This window comes from Ruminiclostridium papyrosolvens DSM 2782, from assembly GCF_029318685.1.
GTDB lineage: Bacteria > Bacillota > Clostridia > Acetivibrionales > DSM-1351 > Ruminiclostridium > Ruminiclostridium papyrosolvens.
This window is the reverse complement of sequence record NZ_CP119677.1, coordinates 4323322-4342293: the sequence shown is the minus strand read 5'-3', so window position 1 is coordinate 4342293 and position 18972 is coordinate 4323322. Positions and strand designations below refer to the sequence as shown.

14 protein-coding genes and 2 pseudogenes are annotated in these 18972 nt (G+C 34.4%); 14 read left to right on the top strand and 2 right to left on the bottom strand.

Going from position 1 to position 18972, the window contains the following annotated elements; translation table 11 throughout:
• Positions 1-8: 8 nt before the first annotated feature.
• From P0092_RS19120 to P0092_RS19070, 11 genes and pseudogenes are all read left to right on the top strand, one after another.
• Positions 9-3386, top strand: a complete 3378-nt coding sequence (locus tag P0092_RS19120) for an SNF2-related protein (RefSeq protein ID WP_004622497.1) — start codon at positions 9-11, stop codon at positions 3384-3386.
• Positions 3383-5917 carry a DEAD/DEAH box helicase gene (locus tag P0092_RS19115; RefSeq protein ID WP_051132035.1) on the top strand — a complete coding sequence of 845 codons (2535 nt, stop codon included), beginning with the start codon at positions 3383-3385 and terminating at the stop codon, positions 5915-5917. Before P0092_RS19120 ends, P0092_RS19115 begins: the two co-directional genes overlap by 4 nt.
• Positions 5907-6692: a hypothetical protein gene (locus tag P0092_RS19110; protein ID WP_131451657.1), complete on the top strand. Its 786-nt coding sequence runs from the start codon at positions 5907-5909 to the stop codon at positions 6690-6692. Before P0092_RS19115 ends, P0092_RS19110 begins: the two co-directional genes overlap by 11 nt.
• A gap of 6 nt (positions 6693-6698) precedes the next feature.
• Entirely contained in the window at positions 6699-9803 is a 3105-nt protein-coding gene (locus tag P0092_RS19105; protein ID WP_276187001.1) for a hypothetical protein, read from the top strand.
• Entirely contained in the window at positions 9797-10465 is a 669-nt protein-coding gene (locus P0092_RS19100; RefSeq protein WP_004622505.1) for a hypothetical protein, read from the top strand. Before P0092_RS19105 ends, P0092_RS19100 begins: the two co-directional genes overlap by 7 nt.
• Positions 10466-11019: 554 nt before the next feature.
• Complete coding sequence (locus tag P0092_RS19095) at positions 11020-12054, top strand: restriction endonuclease (protein WP_004622507.1); 1035 nt, start codon at positions 11020-11022, stop codon at positions 12052-12054.
• Positions 12055-12119: 65 nt separating this feature from the next.
• The gene (locus tag P0092_RS19090) at positions 12120-12935 is read left to right on the top strand and encodes a hypothetical protein (protein WP_004622510.1); all 816 of its coding nucleotides are present in this window, start codon (positions 12120-12122) and stop codon (positions 12933-12935) included.
• A gap of 226 nt (positions 12936-13161) precedes the next feature.
• Positions 13162-13329, top strand: a pseudogene (locus P0092_RS19085) (IS256 family transposase); the annotation flags it as partial.
• A 111-nt stretch (positions 13330-13440) separates the two neighbouring features.
• Entirely contained in the window at positions 13441-14922 is a 1482-nt protein-coding gene (gene istA, locus P0092_RS19080; RefSeq protein ID WP_004616428.1) for an IS21 family transposase, read from the top strand.
• Entirely contained in the window at positions 14922-15680 is a 759-nt protein-coding gene (istB, locus tag P0092_RS19075; RefSeq protein ID WP_004616432.1) for an IS21-like element helper ATPase IstB, read from the top strand. The genes istA and istB overlap by 1 nt, the downstream gene beginning before the upstream one ends.
• Positions 15681-15745: 65 nt before the next feature.
• A pseudogene (locus P0092_RS19070) lies at positions 15746-16459 on the top strand (IS256 family transposase); the annotation flags it as partial.
• Here the strand turns inward: P0092_RS19070 and P0092_RS19065 are convergent.
• The gene (locus P0092_RS19065; RefSeq protein WP_242831783.1) at positions 16401-16652 is read right to left on the bottom strand and encodes a winged helix-turn-helix transcriptional regulator; all 252 of its coding nucleotides are present in this window, start codon (positions 16650-16652) and stop codon (positions 16401-16403) included. The pseudogene P0092_RS19070 and the gene P0092_RS19065 overlap by 59 nt on opposite strands.
• Positions 16653-16896: 244 nt before the next feature.
• Here P0092_RS19065 and P0092_RS19060 point away from each other — a divergent pair, with 244 nt between their 5' ends.
• From P0092_RS19060 to P0092_RS19050, 3 genes are all read left to right on the top strand, one after another.
• Entirely contained in the window at positions 16897-17349 is a 453-nt protein-coding gene (locus P0092_RS19060) for a MarR family transcriptional regulator (protein WP_004620407.1), read from the top strand.
• Positions 17346-17918 carry a cyclase family protein gene (locus P0092_RS19055; RefSeq protein WP_004620409.1) on the top strand — a complete coding sequence of 191 codons (573 nt, stop codon included), beginning with the start codon at positions 17346-17348 and terminating at the stop codon, positions 17916-17918. The genes P0092_RS19060 and P0092_RS19055 overlap by 4 nt, the downstream gene beginning before the upstream one ends.
• 143 nt (positions 17919-18061) lie before the next feature.
• Positions 18062-18526 (top strand): hypothetical protein, encoded by a 465-nt coding sequence (locus P0092_RS19050; RefSeq protein ID WP_479692059.1) that lies wholly within the window; start codon positions 18062-18064, stop codon positions 18524-18526.
• Between the two features lie 51 nt (positions 18527-18577).
• Here the strand turns inward: P0092_RS19050 and P0092_RS19045 are convergent, their stop codons facing one another.
• Positions 18578-18715 (bottom strand): hypothetical protein, encoded by a 138-nt coding sequence (locus P0092_RS19045; RefSeq protein ID WP_158498422.1) that lies wholly within the window; start codon positions 18713-18715, stop codon positions 18578-18580.
• Positions 18716-18972 lie beyond the last annotated feature (257 nt).

Below are 18972 nucleotides of genomic sequence, written 5' to 3'. Positions count from 1 at the left end.
GAATAGCTGTGCTTGAAAACAAAATGTATGTGAGGTGTCCTGTTGATAAAGATACTAGAAATCCAAGAATATTTATAATGGGACAAATTACTGAAATTGATAAGTTTGCCGAGACAGTAACATTAAAATTTAACGATCCATATAGTTTCAGGAAATACTATGAGTTCTTTCCTGAGACTATTAAGTGCAGCATAAATTCGGTAACTAGGTGTAAAATATTTGAAGGAACGGTTGTACAGTATGATTTCAAAAGTTTTCAGGTAATTAAGGCAATAAAGGGTGAAAATGGATGGTATACTTACTATCTACAGGCTGTTGATGACAAAATAATTAAAAAAGTGCGTGAAGATAGCATAATTGCGCCTTTTAATTCATGTGAAGTTGAGCCACACGTTCAGCTCATGAATTATGAGTTTCAAAACCCAATATGGTATATTGGCAGGACAATTGTTGACCGGACAATGCAGATTCTTGAAAATTCTGTGTATGGTTTCAAGGTGTTAGCCGGATGTAAAATATTCCTCATGCCTCATCAATTGCATACCATTATGAGATGCTTACAAGAGACCAAATGCCGATATATGCTAGCTGATGAAGTAGGATTAGGAAAAACAATAGAGGCTTGTTCTGTCTTAAAGATATTTTTATCCCAAAATTTCAATGCAAGAGTATTAATAATAGTTCCAAACACACTTCTCAATCAATGGAAAGTTGAGTTATATGTGAAATTTGACATTATGGTAAATGAAGATATTGTCAATGGGAACATGGTAATAACTTCAATAGAAAACTTACCTCTTAATTCGGATATTTATAAGTGGGACTTTGTAATTGTAGATGAAGTACATAGGCTCCTATCAAAACCTGAACAGTACAATTTAATTCATAAAATCAGTGCTTCAACAGATAATATTTTGCTTTTAAGTGCGACTCCGGTCCAACAGAAAAAAAATGAATACCTAAAACTGCTGAAGCTAATTATGCCTGAAAAATATAATTCAATGACAGAAGATGAATTCTCTGTATTGCTAGAAAAGCAAAGCCTACTGACAGGTAAGGTTTATAACATTCTTAATGACTTTGAGGATTATAGAGAATTCATTGATCAAGAGTCTAAAAAGTTGAAAGATAGTGAAGCATCTGTTGGTGTAGATAGAGCGTTACATGAAAATGAAGAATGTGAAGAGTTATTTGAGGAATTGATAGATGATTTAAGGAAAATAGATAGCATAATTAAGGATGACAACTACACTGAATTTGTTAAGAAAATTCGATTTAAAAATACGGATTTTGGAGTGCAGGGCATTGAAATATCTATTTCCTATATATGCGAGCATTACCAGATCGAAAAAAGCATTATTCGAAATAGACGGGATATCTTAGAGGAAACCTTGGCATTGCGAACTCTTGAACAAGTACCACATCAACTCAAGGGAGACCATAATAATGCGGAAATGAATACATATTATTCATTGGTTGAATGGATAGAATTACAGAATTTCAACCAAGAAACTTTTAGGATATTGGCATTGCCATTGCTAATGGCCTACTTCAGTTCGCCCTGGGCATTTATAGAAGTGATAGGAAAAAATAAAGCGAGCATGGCAGGAGATACTAGTAACATTTTTTATTTTGCTGAACGATGGTTGAATGATGAAAATTTAGTTGTTAATACAATTGATACGGTTCTTGAAAATCCGGATGATATTAATTGCCGAATTGGTAGAATAGTGAATTTTATTGACCAAGAAGTGATAAAGGGAAAAATAGTTGTATTTACGAAATATGAGGAAACGTTCACTAAGTATAAAGAGGTTTTTGAAGTTTATTTTAATCAAGAATGTTGTGCATTCTTTAATAAAAAGATGTCAACAGAAGAATTGGAATTGAATGTTTTTAGGTTTCAGAACGATACTTCGTGTTTCATTATGCTCTGTGATGAGTCTGGTGGTGAGGGTAGAAACTTTCAATGTGCAGATAGCGTGTTACATATTGATTTACCTTGGGATGCTAATGCAATTGAGCAGAGAATAGGTAGGTTAGACAGAATAGGTAGAGACTTAAATAGAGATGTTAAGTCAGTTGTTATTTACACACATGATACTATTGAGGAGCAGCTATTCAGATTCTGGAATGAAGGTTTAAATGTATTTAACCATTCACTTAGCGGATTAGAAATAATTATGAGTGAAATAAACGATAATATCGTAAGTGCTGTTCAGAAAGATACAAAATATGGATTATCAGGTGCAATAGATACAATTATTCAATTATCAAAAGATATGAAAAATGCAGTTGAAAGGGAACAGCATTACGATACAGCCGCCATAAAATTTCGGCCATTATTTACTGAACTTGATAAAATGGTCAGTTATTATAATTTGAACGAAAATGAACTGTTTGCAAAAACAATGATGAACTGGGCTTCTTTAGCAGGCTTGAATGGCCATCCAAATGCTGAAATGTCGGTTATTACCTTTGATGAACACTCGTTTTCGCCGAAATCTGCTGAAAATTCAATGTTGATACCGCCAAACTGGGATAATTACATCAATAGTGAAAGAAACATCCAGGTGAACAATGTTGTTGAAATGTACGAAAACTTAAAGAGTCGGTCGAATCCAACAAAAAAAGTGTTAACAAGAAATATTAAAGGCACCTTCAATCGCCAATATGCGATAGAGAATGATTATCTTCATTTTTTTGCACCAGGGGACGATGTGTTTGATTGTATTGTTAATAATGCACTGAAATCATGTAAAGGACAATCGGCTGCATTTGCTGTTAAATCAGATATTGCATGGAAAGGTTTAGCATTCACATGGGCCGTTACTCCCAATGAAACGGTATTGTTAGAGAAAAATATTCCGCTGATTAACTTAAGTCAATTTCGAAATTTTCTAGCTGTCGATCAGGTTACAACATTTGTTCCGTTTCCAAGCTTTGAAGATGTTCCCGAAAGTAAAGTTCTGTATTCTTACAATAAAATTATAGATTCACAATTTATAAAGAAGGATATTATTCATTTGGGACAACGTTCAAAGAGAGGTAGTTTTCTAAATATTAATGTTAAATATAATGTATCAAATATAGAATGGTTTAAGCAAACGTATATTAGAGAGCAATGGGAGAAATTTGTTTTAAATTCATATAGGAGTGCAAGGAAAAATGCAGTTATTAAGTTCAAAGAAAAGTCGAATATTCGAGGTGTAAAGGATGAGCTTCAACGGGTTATCAATGCTAAGATAGCATCGAGCTGTTACTATACCCATGAAAAAGTGGAAATTAGAGAATGTGAGGATTTATACGAAGCTATTTACCAAAGCCTTAAAGAAGCAAAAATTAAACTAAGGTCAGCATGCTTTGTTTGGATGGTGAAGGAATGATAGATATTATAAATAATGTTAATAGCTATTTAGTAGGCGATTATCCAAGAGCCAATTACAATTTTCAAAAGGTACTCGATGAAAACTCAAAATATAATAATCTAGAAAAATACAAGTTACAAACGGCGATAAGACTTATCAAGTGTATTGTAAAATACGATAAAGGGATTATTTCTGCGTGTGATTTACTTTGCAGTCTTAGAAATTATTTGCTAGTGTTTAAGTTGACTGTTTCGGTAAGTAACAAGATCAAAACAGAAATACGCAATCACGAAAATCAATTTGGATTGAGGTTGGATGCCGAAGAAAGAGTGTATGCAGTACTAGACATGATAGAGCATGTTGGAAAGAATAGTTATATCGAAACAGCATTTATGGGGGATAATACCCAATCAGGGCAGGGATATGATGATAGGTATTTCCTTGGGACAAGCCCCTACATTAATGCTTTGACCTCATTTAAATACTATAAATCTATAGAACAAAAGTTAGCGGTAAGTGGTGCTTTAACTTTATCTTCCGGCTCTACTGCGCTAATTTCATTGCCTACTGGCGGAGGTAAAAGTCTAATCACACAATCAGTCGCATACATGGAGAAAGGATTAACAGTAGTTATTGTTCCAACCGTTTCTTTGGCACTTGACCAAGTTAGGGCAGCAAAAGTAAATATTAAACATGATACATCTCATGAGGTATATTGCTATTACAGTGGGACAGGTGACGAAAAACTAGAACAAATAATAAATGATATTGATAGCAATACTACAAGAATTTTATTTACTTCACCAGAAGCATTAATTAAAAATGCCAAACTTGGAAATGCAATTGATAGGGCTAACAAAGAAAAGCGTTTGAAAAATATAATTATTGATGAGGCACATATTGTAATTGAATGGGGCGCATTTTTTCGAGTGGATTATCAATGTTTGGAGGCGTGGAGAAAAAGATTAATTTATACAAATAGAAATATCCGCACTTTTCTTCTTTCTGCAACATTTGAGAAAAAGACTGTTGAAAGTTTAAAATTAATGTTTTCGGGTGAAGACAGGTTTGTTGAAATTCGGTGTGATGCATTGAGGAAGGAACCCAGGTTCATAGTAATTGAGGCTAAATCTAGGTATGATAAGAAGAGGAAAGTTATTGAATTAATTGAAAAGTTGCCCAGACCAATAATTGTATATGTTCTTTCACCAGATGATGCTGAAAATTTAAAACTACAGCTAATTGATATAGGGTACAAAAACATTGTTACTTTTACGAGTAGAACAACTTCAATCCAAAGGGAAAAAATAATTATGGATTGGTCAAATAATGAATTTGATATTGTGATAGCAACTTCAGCGTTTGGGGTTGGAGTTGACAAAAGTGATGTGAGGACAGTTTTGCATTTGTACATACCGGAAAATCCCAATAAATATTATCAGGAATTGGGACGTGGAGGACGGGACGGACTACCAAGCTTAAGTGTTATGTGTATTGAGAAAGAGGGAGATTTAGCTGCTGCGTTTAGCATGATAGATAAAGTTATAACAACAGAAAAACTAGTGGGCCGGTGGTTCAGTATGCTTGAAAGCCCTACATCAAAAAGGTTAGATGAAAGAATCTTGTTGGATACTTCCGTTAAGCCAAATTATAACATAGATGAAGATTTTAAAATGGAAATTGAAAATGACTTAAACAAAAAGAATATGCAGTGGAATATTTACGTAATTTTGCTTCTAAGAAGGTATAAGCTTATTGGAATTAATGACATGATTTATGACAGGCAGACAGGGGTTTATTACATTAATATCAATATTATTAATTATGAGATCTATAATGATTCGCAAGCTTCAAAACAATTACTTAATGAAATACGTGAAAAAGAGTGGAGTAAGTTTGAAAGTGATTTCAAAGTAATACGTAATGCTATAAACAATGTGGAGCTTTTCTGCTGGTCAGAAATGTTTTATGAAACCTATGATTTGGTATCTGAATACTGTGCAGGATGTATTCAACACTCTGAAGTTGAGTACACGGATGTTATACGTTTTCCATTGGTAAAAAAAATTGGTGAGATAGTTAATGATGCTATAGGAATTAAAACCCTGTTCCCACAATCGAAAGAGGTTCAGATATATGGGGATAGCAATGACATTTCTATTATCCGGAAACTAGTTGAAATGGGTGTAAGAACCATTGTAATAGATGAGAATTCAGAAAAGAAATTTATTGATATTCTTTTAAATTTATCCGAAGAAATAAACGTAAACTTCATGGGAACTAAAGAGTTTGATGCATTAGTAAATATGCAAGAATGGTACTACCTTTCTGGAAATGTACTAATTATTTATGGAGAAGGGTATTTAGATAGTCACTGTGAAATGTTGTTAATAACAAGAAAGTTAGTTGGCCAGGAAAATATCAGGGTATTTCATTTGCTTAATCAGGATGTCTATGTAAAGCAATTTGGTAAAAATGCTTCAGATGTAATAAATGGTCCTCATATTGCGGGTTATATTGTAGAAAGTATGGAGGTTAATGATGTTTAAAGATAGGATGAAAACAGATGCTATACCAGAAAGGGTTTATGCATTATGCTGTGCATTAAAGAAAAAATCGCTTAGTCGCAATGCTTTGCGTGAGTGCGTTGAACCAGATGAATTTGCATCTTCTTCAATGAGATACTTTCCTAACGTATTTGCAGCTGCTATTCAGTTGAATTTGATAAATGAAAGTGAAGGACAAGTTAGTTTACTAATAGGGAAAGAAAAATTAACGAACATGAGTGAATTTAGAAAGGAAATATCACTTAGAGCATTTAATGATGATACAAGTCTTTTCTTTCAAGTTAGCAGAGCCTATTTAGGTGCGAATGAGGAAATATTAGGATTTGATAATGTGAGTAAAATGAGCGATTTCATCCAAAGTAAACTAGCTAATGGGATGACAGTATTTGAAGACGATATGAGGGCTTGGAGATTTTGGGCGGCATACCTGGGGATTGGCATAATACATGATATGTTTGTTATCCCTAATATGTATGTACGTATAAACGACATATTAAATGCAATAAAGTTTCAAAAGAACAAGGAATTGACTATAACAGAGTTAATTCAAAGTATTCAACCTTTGTGCAAAGAAGGGCTTTCAAGTTTAGTGAACAAGTCATTTAATATGGGGTTTTCTAATGGACTTAGGCAGCTGCATGATTCGGGAAGGATTGAATTAAGATATATGCCTGACTCAAATGATGTATGGTATCTATTTAAAATGGAAGAGCATATCATTCAATCAGCTATTACACATGTTTTGATAAAGGGGTGATTTTAGATGAATACTTCTATTGCGATAGAGAGAATGCAGGAAGTTATTAGAACAGATGTTATTACAAGTTCAGAAGCTGATTTTTTAGCAACCCATGTTGCCTTTAAAAATGTAAAGGTTATTAAAGGTGGAGAAAAAGAAGTCGGTGATAGATTTAAACTTGATACAGAAGAAAATATTTACAAAAAATATATTGTTAATAAAGAGAATAAACATCAACTCATAATTGTTCGTGGTCCAAGTGGTGCTGGAAAGTCCCACCTTATTAGGTGGTTTGCAGCTAGAATCAAGCAGTCGAAACTTGAGAATGAAGAAATATTGTTTATTCGTAGAAGTGATAATAATTTAAAAGGTACAATTAAACAGTTGTTAGCACTTGATGCGGTGAGCAATATTCCTAATAAGGACATTATTGAACGTTTGCTTAAAGCTACTGTAACGGTAGATGATAATAAATTTAGAGATATGATATATCAAAACTTTATTGTTGAGATAAAAAATGATGACAGTACTGAAGTTTTATCTACTGTGACAAAAAAGAATTTAGAGGCATTATTACAGAATGATATGTTTCAAGAGAGACTTAAGCATGTGGGTGGACCAATAGATAGGATATATGCTAAGGTGTCAAGTAAGGATTCTGGTGGGTACAAAGACGTAGTTGCTCTTTTTGAAAAGGATGATTTTTTAATTGATATTGATTTTTGCCGGGAATTGGAGAAGAGGGGTGCTGATAGGAAAGCCATTAAGATCGCAAATAAAATTCCAGTTGAAGAAGAGATAGCAGCCGATATTGCAAAATACCTTAATACTTTTGTTGATCAGGTAATACAAAGTTGTGCTGGAATTGAACCAGGAGATTTTGAACAAATTTTCAAAGATATTAGACATGAATTAAAACTAGCTGGTAAGAACTTAATACTGCTTATTGAGGATATTACTGCTTTTACGGGTATTAATAAAGCATTATTAAATGTACTTACAACAGAGCATACTGGGATGTATGAAAGTCAGGAACTATGTAGAATTTCATCCATAGTTGGTACAACAGATGCTTATTATGATGAATTTCGAGATAATTATAAAGATAGAATAACAAATCAATTTGTTATTCCGGACAATGTATTTGGAAACAACCAAGATGATTTATTTGAATTTGTTGCAAGATACATTAATGCAATGTCATTACCTAAAAGCAACATAGAAAATTGGGTTAAAGAAGGCTGTGTATCTAGTGAATACCCTGTTTCATCTGATAATTTTGATGAACGGTGGGATTTTTATGAGTTTACGAATGGTAGAAAAATTAGTTTTTATCCATTTAGTAGAAACGCAATTATCAATCTATATGCGGCTTTACAATTAAAAACTCCACGAAATTTTCTACGAGAAATAATAGAGAAAGTTGTTAATGATATTTTATATAACAAGAAAAGCTTCCCCGGATTTCAATGCACATACTTACCTAATTGGAATCCAATAAATCACGGTCATGTTCTTGCTGATGAGATTACTGACGAGATAGTGCTCAATAGAATAGAAAAATTTATTAGAATTTGGGGAAATGCCAACCTTTTTAGAACAGAAGAAAATGGGATTGAATATTTGGGTGGTATTCATATAGGCATATTTGAAGATTTGAATATGCCAGTCGCAAGAGGAATAAAGACAACAGAAAAAAAGGCATCACCGCATAGTAATGCAAATAAGGGAATCACAAATTTGCAAGATCCTGCACAGAAAAATATTAATATAGGAAAAGATAAGACACAAAATAAAATTGAAATAAGCGTGGAAGACAAACTATTTCAAGAGGAAAGAAAAAATGTTGAAGTTTGGTTAGCAGGGGGTACTTATTCATCATTTCGTAAAGTTAGAGATGACATTTGTGACTACCTGGTGACGGCTATTAACTGGCAATCAGAAGGTGTTTCTTACGATGCAGTTATGAGAGTCATCCGGAGTAGGAACCTTATTGGTTTTGAACGGCAAAAGAGAGCAAGTAATGAAAACTTGGTAAACCTGCCAGCTAACAGAGAAACACAGGAAATTATTGAGGCTTTTTTAGCGTGGAGAATATTAGGTAACTGTAAATGGAGTTTTAATGGCGCAGTATATATGCAGTATCGTGTAGCAATGTGGACACAGAAAATCAAAGATGATCTGATAAGAAGTATACTTGAGGTTGATGGAAAAGAGTTGGATTACTTTAAGTGTGCTTGTACTGCTGAAATATATAGATTGATATTACTTGGGTTAAATGGCGGTTCTACTCTTAACTGTATTACTAGAGATTTAGTAATTGGTAAAAACATAAAAAAAATCGAAGACAATTCCCATGTAAAACAGTGGAACGATTTGGTGTCCATAATAACAAGCAATAATCAAGATGAAGAAAATAAGACCTTAGTTCGCCAATATTATAATACATTCCAAGGTAAAATAGCAAAAACTCATTCAGCACAGATATTTTTAAATGATGAGAAATTTCAAAACGCGCTAAATTTAATTTTAAAGTCAAACTTACTTTTGGATGAAGATTATTTGAATATTGTTGATGATATTGCTTCTAGAAACGAGCCAAGAGATTATCTGTCTAGAATATTTCAAAGGCTCAATGCTGTTTGTATGGAGGAAAAGGCCAAGGCTCGGAAGATAATTGACAAAATTTATAATCACCTTGAATGTGAAGATGATTACGAGTTTGAAATAAAAGAAATTTGCGAGGAAATTAATACATTCTATAAGAACTTGGCAAAGAATCAAATCAATTATGTACCGAAGAATGGAATGATATCTAATGTAAAGGTAAAGAGTAAAGAAATAGCAACAGCTATAAAGACGGCAAAAAAGGCTTGTGAAGCTGAAGATACTACAGAGTGCTTGTTGTTGTTTTCACATGATCCAATTAGAAAAATGGAGTGGTTATGTGATCTACTAGATGAAGTTGAAAAGGATGCTAATGATTTAAAAAATAATATTATAAAGAAAAAAGAGAAACTTGTTGTTAATTCCTTAAATGAAATGAGTGATGAGAATATAAATCAGCTTATTATCAAAAAAAATGAGTATATGGATATTTGCGGAAGATTGGAGGGTAAAAAATGTTAAGTAAATTATTACTTGAGAGTATTGAGGAAATGGAAAGTTATAATAGTTTAGTTGCTTTGGCAAATGATAACAAGGCAAAAGAGCAGATAGAGAAAAAATTCAATACATTAAATTTTGAATTTGGAAATTTGCTCTCCGAAATAGAGGCAGTAAATGCAAATACTGATTTTGTTATATCAAGTCAAGTCATAAGCGATGTTAAGAAGTTTATTGAAGCTGTTGGTAAGGTTATTGATATCAAAGCTGGAAACGAAAGTATTAATCTTGAACTACAAAAATATAAAAATAGTGTTGATATTCAGGTAAAGGAAGCGTGGAATGTATATTATTCTAAAAAAAGTAGTAAATTGCTTAGCACGCTTCAAACAGTTATGGATATAACACCAAGTAAAGAGGTTACAAAACAAATTATAAATCGTATCGAAAAAGGCAAAAGTTGGCCAACTATTAACAAAAATATAGATTATTTTATTTCTGGCTTACAGGATGCTGAAAAAATAATAGAAGAGTTAAACCTTGATGATGAGATAATGAAGTTTCTTGTAGCTGTGGAAGATGGGAATGTAACTCTTGCCGATATAACGGATGAAGTATTACTTTGGATAAATGAAAATAATATTGCAAGGTTGTTCAAAGTATCATTTGTTCAGAATGATACTTGAATTGATACTCCCACAGGATGGTAAAGATTTTTTATATAGAGCTACTTCAAGAGAATGAAAAATGTACCATTCCGTCAAGGCCCGACCAGCTCCAATCGGCATCTATTTTGCACACTCTAGGCACGTTGAGTCAGTTACGTTGATAGAGGCATTGAAAGCTTAGTGAAGACGAGGCTACGAAGTCTGAACTTAGCGAGAAAGCCCGCATTACGGAGCGTAGCGGAGTAATGTGTTCCTAAAAAAACAAATATATATCAAAGGTTCGGGGCGATATGCCCCTTTTTTGTTGTGTGTTTCATGTTTCCGTGGACACACTTTTTTTGATGGGGGAGGGGGATAGGGGGGGTACTTTTTCGCAAAATTAAAGAAATATGCGGAAGGGAAGAGGGTTTTGCGGAAAGGTATTCAGTGGCTGAATTTAGAATATCTCTATTTACAATAGTTGAAAATAAACCCATAATATGTTATGTTTTGTGTTAGATATACTAATTTACTACAAAGGATTAAGCTAGAAATAAAAGTAAATAGGGACCAATTGATAGGAGGATACAATTATGGCTATATGGCTGTTTCGTGCAGGTAGTTCAGGAGAGTATGAGAACAAGTTTCTAGAAGATAATAGAGTATATCTTACATGGGAGGAACTTAAGCTTGATTTAACTAAATTTAAAAGTAAGAAGGACTTATATAACTACCTCTTAGAGGATTATGGTGCAGAGATTCCTGGACGTGCTAGAAACTGGGCTTCTCAGATTTGGCCTATAGCACATGAGATTAAGATTGGAGACTGGATTGTGCTGCCTAGTAAAATGAAGGCATCTGTACATATCGGAGAAATAACCAGTGAATATGTATTCGATAAAAAGCAAGAAGACCCATATTTTCATTATAGGGCTGTAAGGTGGTTTGCTACTGATATTCCTAGGGTGAATTTTGAACAAGACATTCTTTATTCTCTTGGAGCATTTATGACTGTTTGCCGCATAAGTAGAAATGATGCAGAGAATAGAATAAAGGCTATGGAAAAAAATAAATGGTTGCCTAAAGAAGGAATGGATGTTCAAAATCTACAAGATGTTGATGATGAGCTTAATGAAAACGGTTTTGATTTTGAACAATATGCTATGGATCACATAGCAAAACACCTTATGAGAAAATTTAAAGGTCATGGTATGGCTCGAATTGTTGAGGCTATATTGAAGGCCAAAGGTTATGTAACTTACCGCAGTCCGGAAGGCCCCGATAAAGGTGTTGATATCCTCGCTTCTCAAGGTCCGCTAGGCTTTGGAAGTCCTAAATTATGTATTCAGGTTAAAACAACTGATGCCCAAGTTGATAGACCAATTCTCGACCAGTTAGTAGGTACAATGCATAATTACAAAGCCGATCATGGTTTGTTGGTTTCCTGGAGTGGATTCAAAAGCTCTGTTTATAAAGAAATTCCGTCCCAGTTTTTTAATGTAAGGCTTTGGGATCAAAAGGAAATTATTAATGAGCTTTTGGAGAATTATGAAAAATTAGACGATGAAATAAAAGCGGAGATACCATTAAAGCGCATATGGACTTTGACATTTACTGATAATGAGTAAATTTTGAATGATATGTGTTCGTGCTGCAGTATGTTCTATGAATGAGGAGTATCAGGGAGGACGGAATGAATGTATTTAAAACTCTTGATGGCAAAGAATATGAGTTGACTGTTGAAAACTACGAACAGCATTCACATAAGAGCAAGCCATATTATCACGATAAAAAAAGATATAAAAGCCCACACTTTGCTTTATGTCCAATGTGCAATAATCCAATTCAAGTAATTAATTTATATAAAGATGAGTATGTTGAGGAGATAACTGGACGTAAGGGACTACATGCTAGGCATTTTACAAAAAATATTGAGGGGTTGGCTGAGTATAATAAAAGTCAATATGAAAGCTGCCCCCTACATAAACCGATAAATTTTAAACTTATTGAAGTAAGGCATGATGACATAGTAAATGAAGAAATAAAAAAAATAATAGAAGCAAATTTAAAGAGTATTATAAACGATATAAAGAATATATCTGGGATATTATTTAAAAATGTTAACCTTGAAAAAAAGATTGATAACTATATTGAAATGAGAAATTATGCATATACACATACTAATAAATATAATATACCGTACAGTATATTATATACAAGTGATTCTTTTGACTTATTTGGAAGGAAAATAAGTGATAATGGAATGGGGGAAAAGATAGAACAGGCAATATTACATAAAAGTAAGTTTTTCACTGTACAGGCAAAACAAATTGTAAAAAAGGTTTCAGAGTATGTATTCATTAGGTTGCTTGTTACTAAGCATAAGATAAGTACCTCAGGAGAACAAACAATGTTACTTAGTATTGAAGAGGGAAACAATAAACAATTGGGTATCTTTTTTAAAGAAGAAATTTTATTAAAGCAATTTGTATATCATAAGCTGTCCTGATCGGTACTTAGGTTTACACCCCTCTGGGAAAAATCAAGTTTCGTATAGTTATACATAACTGATGTAAAATTTGTTTGCAGATTGTCAGGATAATTTAAAATGTTATGGCATAATCTTAAGTACAAGATATTTGGGTTGATTTAATAGCTTTATAGAGTCCGTTTCAAAGTTTGTGTAAACTTCCATGATTGATGTTAAAATTAATATCAATTATGGAGGTTTTTTTATGGGAAGAAGAAATGAAAGTCCAGAGAAAAAAAGAAGTCGTAAACTTATTGGTGAATTTTTAAAGGAAAATCCCTTAACAGGATTTAATGACATCAACGAATTAGTCAAGGAGTTAATTTCTCAAGTTATTGAAACAGGCTTAGAGTCTGAGCTTGATGAGAATTTATGTTAATGCTATTCTAAAATTGTACCACTTACCGGTAAAAAAATAGGCCACCTTAATCAAATTTTCCTGTATGATTTTGTTATCCAGACACTATCGTACAGGAGGAAAGGTATGATTAAGATGGCACAATTAGAAGATATCAGAAAAATGTACTTTATGGAAGACCTAAGTATCAGAGAAATAAGCCGCAGAACCGGAATTCACAGGGATACAATTTCAAAGTATTTATCTCTGGAGGAGACAAAACCTCCTAAATATAAGCTAACCAAAGAACGCAACCATCCTGTTTTAGGACCATATATACCAATGATTCGGCAAATTATCGAAGATGATAAGCAAAGGCATCGTAAACAACGGCATACCGGAACAAAAATATTTGGAATTTTAAGGCAAGAAGGCTTTAGCGGTGGTTACAACACTGTTTCTGACTTTCTCAGGCAGGAATACAGAAAACAAAAAGAAGCATTTCTTCCGTTGGAATTTGAGCTCGGAACTTATGCGGAAGTAGATTGGACAGAGGCATATTTCTATCTGAACGGTAAGGAAACAAAGGCTCATATTTTTGTTATGAAATTGAGAGGCTCTGGAGGCTTCTATGTAAGGGCATATCCCTTTGAGAAGCAGGAGGCATTCTTTGACGGACATATTAAATGTTTTGAGTTTATGAAGGGTGTACCCTACAAGATAGCCTATGACAATTTAAAAACAGCAGTTAAGAAGGTACTTCAGGGCAGTAATCGGGAAGAACAGGAGCAATTCATATCTCTTCGCACTCATTACCTTTATGAATCTACATTCTGCAGACCTGCTAGGGGTAATGAAAAAGGCGGAGTAGAAAATGCAGGTAAAGAAGTAGTCAGAAGATTCTTTGTACCTTATCCGGATGTAAATTCCTTTGAGGAATTAAATCATTACTTACATAATGAATGTATTAAGCTATTAGAGAAAAACTCAAAATGGGAAGCTGAAAAATCCGCATTAAGGCCATTGCCCACAGTAAGGTTTGATGGAGCAAGGTATAAAGAGGCTAAAGTTAACCGATATTCAATGATACAATTTGAAACCAACCGCTACTCCGTCCCTACTTCATATGTTGGAGAAAAGGTGACAGTTAGGGCAACTGCTGAAGAGATTAAAATTATCTCAAAAGGCTCTACAATCGCAGAACATTTCAGAATACATGGCCGCAATAAGGATAGTATCATACTGGATCACTATCTGGAACTTTTGCTTTTCAAATCTCGAGCATTAGGAAATACAAAAGTATACAACCCTCAGACACTTCCCCCTATCTATGAACAATATCGCCGCTGCCTGTTAGCAAGGAATCCCAGAGGTAACCGGGAATTTGTAAAAATACTTATGCTCCATAGAGATTACCATCCTTCACAGGTAACTGAAGCTATTGAAATAGCAATGGAATACAATGTTTACGGATATGACGGGGTACTTAACATACTGGGGCAGACATTGGTTTTAAGCCATAAAGCAGATCCCATTAACAAGGACAAGCTTCAGAGCATTCCGGAAGTTATTGTAACACCTCCTAATCTTGATAAATATAGCATACTGATGACAGGGGGTGATCATTAATGGCCGTTAACAAAATGCTTCTAGAAGCATATTTTAAAAAACTAAAAATGCCTCAGGCTGCCAAGATCTACGAGTCTTTAGCGAGAGAAGCCGCAGATAACAATCTTGATTATGAGGGTTACTTGTTAGGAGTATTGGAACAGGAAGTTCACCAGAGAGAAAACAACCGTATTCAAAGAGGCATACGTCAGGCATGCTTTCCAGTAATTAAAACACTTGAAAGTTTTGATTTTAAAGTAATCCCGTCCCTACGCAAGCCCAAAATATTGAAGTTAATGCAGGGGGAGTATATTGGGAACAGGGAAAACATAATACTTGTAGGTAGCTCTGGTGTAGGTAAAACACATATTGCAACGGCTCTAGGTTATGAAGCCTGCCGTCAGGGTATGAGAGTAAAATTCTATACGGCAGCAGGATTGATAAACGAATTACTTGCAGCACAACAGGAATATCGTTTAAACAAGCTTGAAAAACAGTGGTTGGGGCCACATTTAGTTATTCTGGATGAATTGGGATATGTACCATTCAGTAAGGTAGGTGCGGAATTGCTGTTTCAGTTTTGTTCTTCCCGATATGAAAGAGGTAGTCTAATCATAACTACAAATTTGGAATTTCCAAAATGGACGGAGGTGTTGGGAGATGAACAAATGACTGCGGCTTTATTGGATCGGATAACCCATAATGCCCATATATTAAATATTAATGGTGACAGTTATCGGTTTAAACAGGCCCTTGCCAAACAGACTGAGAATGTTTAAATTTTTATGTATAGGTGGCCTAAAATTTGACCAGCAAGTGGCCTAAATTTCGATTGACATTAACAAATTTAGGTTATTCTAAATATGACTACAAAAACAAATCTACTGATAACAGCAGAAATGGATATTCCTCTAAAACCATGTCATCTAGCTACGGCGACATTGCCATTGATGTTCCAAGAGACCGTAATGGCGAATTTGAGCCTCAGCTTATACAGAAACATCAAACTGTTCTGCCAAAAGACATAGAGGAAAAGATCATATCAATGTATGCCAAGGGAATGAGTACAGGAGATATTGAAACCCATGTTAAGGATTTGTACGGAGTAGAAATGTCTGACTCTACAGTTAGCAGAATAACCGATAAAGTTCTACCAATGGTAAAAGATTGGCAAAGTAGGCCATTAGAACCTCTTTACGCAGTTGTATTTATGGATGCAATCCACTTTCATGTAAGAAGTGAAGGACGAATAATCAAGAAGGCAGTATACATTGCAATCGGTATTAACATGGAAGGCTTTCGTGAAGCCCTTGGAATGTGGATTGGCGAGAATGAAAGTGCTAATTTTTGGACTTCTGTAATGAATGATATGAAAAATCGTGGAGTACAGGATATCTTAATTGCTTGTGTTGATGGACTTACGCGATTCCCGACTGCCATAGCAGCAGTATATCCAGCTACAGAGCTTCAACAGTGTATAATTCATCAAATACGTAACACTACAAAGTTTGTTTCGTACAAAGACTTGAAATCGCTAATGGCAGATTTAAAGAAGGTTTGTCGCACAAAATTCCGTAAGTAGTTTCGCTTTGTATATTTTCTATCGCCCACTGACCAATCTGCGTCAAAGCAGGTACAATGCTGGCACCCTTCTCCGTTAAGGAATATTCTACGTGTGGGGGAACTTCATTATACTGTACTCGATAAACTATTCCAGACGTTTCTAGCTCTTTTAAAGATTGTGATAACATAACATTTGTAATACCATCCAATCTTCTCTTGAGGCACAGTTTCTCAGGGGAACACCACCTGACAACATTCACACAAAAGGTAATTTCTATTTACCTCCAAAAGTAGTGATAATATATCGAATAGGACAATGCAGCTCCTATTCTGTAGATTGTTTAAATATTTGCCCCCTTTTGTTTACTTGACAACAATATTTAAACATGTTACTATCTTATTGCTTACCAGGAAACAATAAGGAGGTGCAAAATGGAACGAGCAATGCTTCGGCAGTTTACGCAGCTTTATAACAATCAAGATATACTTAGCAATCTTATAAATAGTGGTTTAAATTCACGATATACTAATTCTGAATTGCACTGTATTGAAGCTATCGGAAAGCTTGAACGCCCAAATGGAGTGCAACTCGCTGCGCTTCTATCGATGACTAGAGGTGCAGTTACAAAGCTAGCTAAGCGATTACTACAAGATGGTCTTATAGAACGTTATACTCTTTCTGATAATAAAAAAGAAATTTACTATCGATTGACCTCTATAGGCGAAGTTCTGTATAAGCAACATGAGGTTGCTCATACAAAATGGGAAGAACGAGATATTGCTTTTTTATCCTCTGTTCCAATAAAGGAACAACAAGTAGTACTCGAATTTCTACAAAAATTTAATAACTATCTACAAGCAAAAATACAGGAGGAATCTCGATGAAATATGACTTGACAACACAAGTGGATGTGGGTTTAATGGAGCAATGGCTCTCTACCAAAGAGAATCGCCATCTAGCTACTGGACATGTGGGTACACATTTAGATACCTATGAGAAAAGTGATATCCCATTAGATTACATTATATGCCAAGGGATACTTTGGGATGTATCAAATATTGCAGATAATCGTGAGATTTCTCTCTCAGATATTGAAAATTTATATATACCAGAAAATGCATTTCTTCTAGTACGTACTGGTCGAAGTGAACAAGAGAAGTACGGTACAGTTGATTATTTTCGAGAGCATCCGCAGTTATCTAATGAGTTGATACAGTGGCTTTCTAATCAACCACTTTGTTTTTTGGGAATTGACTGCGCTGGAATACGCCGTGGAAAAGAGCATGAGTCTGCCGACAGAATGCTAGAGAAGAATGGTATCTTTGTTATTGAGAATCTTAGTAATCTTAATCAATTACTAAACACTGATGTCTTTCAGGTTTATACTCTTTGGTTTGATGATCCTGTCGCCACAGGATTGAGATGTAAAGTGGTGGTGGATATTGTAAGTTAAAATGCATGTTTTCAGTGATGAAAATGAAATAAAGTGAAAATGCAAAGAACTCAGCGAATTTCCTCATTGAGCTATTTGGTGAACTGCTGAAAAAAATATTAGCTATGATTTGCCGGTTGTTTCTCGAAATGAAGTAATTAAAATTGCAGAAGCATCTTTGGCCTGAAGAAAAAATAGATAGAAGCTATGTTGTGGATTTAGTAATGGATAGATATGAACGTATAGAAATAATGATTCAATCTTTAGATTTAAGGCAATTCAATGATTTTAAAAAGTACTACAAAAATGTTGGAGAGGAGGGTTTTAGGAAGGAGGATCACATTCGGCTAAGGGATACGCTAATTTCTATTGAAGGAAAGTTTCTGTTGTCATATAACGACTGTGAGTTTATTAGAGATCTCTACGATAGGCCCGGAATTGTAATTGAAAGCTACACAAGAATCAACAACATCAAGCAGAGATATGACAATGGTGCGCAATTTCCTGAAATATTAATTGCAAACTATACCCTGCATGAAAAGGCACAAAGTGCTCCAAAGCAAATGAACTTATTTGATTTAAAAAATGATTCGTCAGAGTATGTAGGAAAAGGGCCAACAATGCGCTGACTCTTTTCCACTACAATGCTTTATTTGGCAATTTTAGAAAATGGGTTGGGCTTACTTGTTCTCTTCCGCTTCAGGATAATAGCTCTTCACCTTTGGAATAGAGTTAATGCCTTTCACCAGTTGGTCAATCATTTTTGGCAGCTTCAATGGGCTGATCGATGGCAGCGCATCCTTTGTAATTGACTCCAAGTTTATCCTCCTTTTCGGAAACAGGTTAATAGTTTATATATTAATACTAAGAGAACTCATATATACTTGTTTGGGCAAGAATTAAATTGCAGGAATATTAGTATAAATGGTTCCATACTGATCGCATTCAAGTTCTCAGGGATTCTGAAATTCAGTTCGGTTATCAGTCAGAATTACTGGGAATAACTTTTGGAAAGTATTAACTCCCAAGCTCTTCTTTGGTATTAAATTGAGTAGTATTGAGTTGACAGATTAGA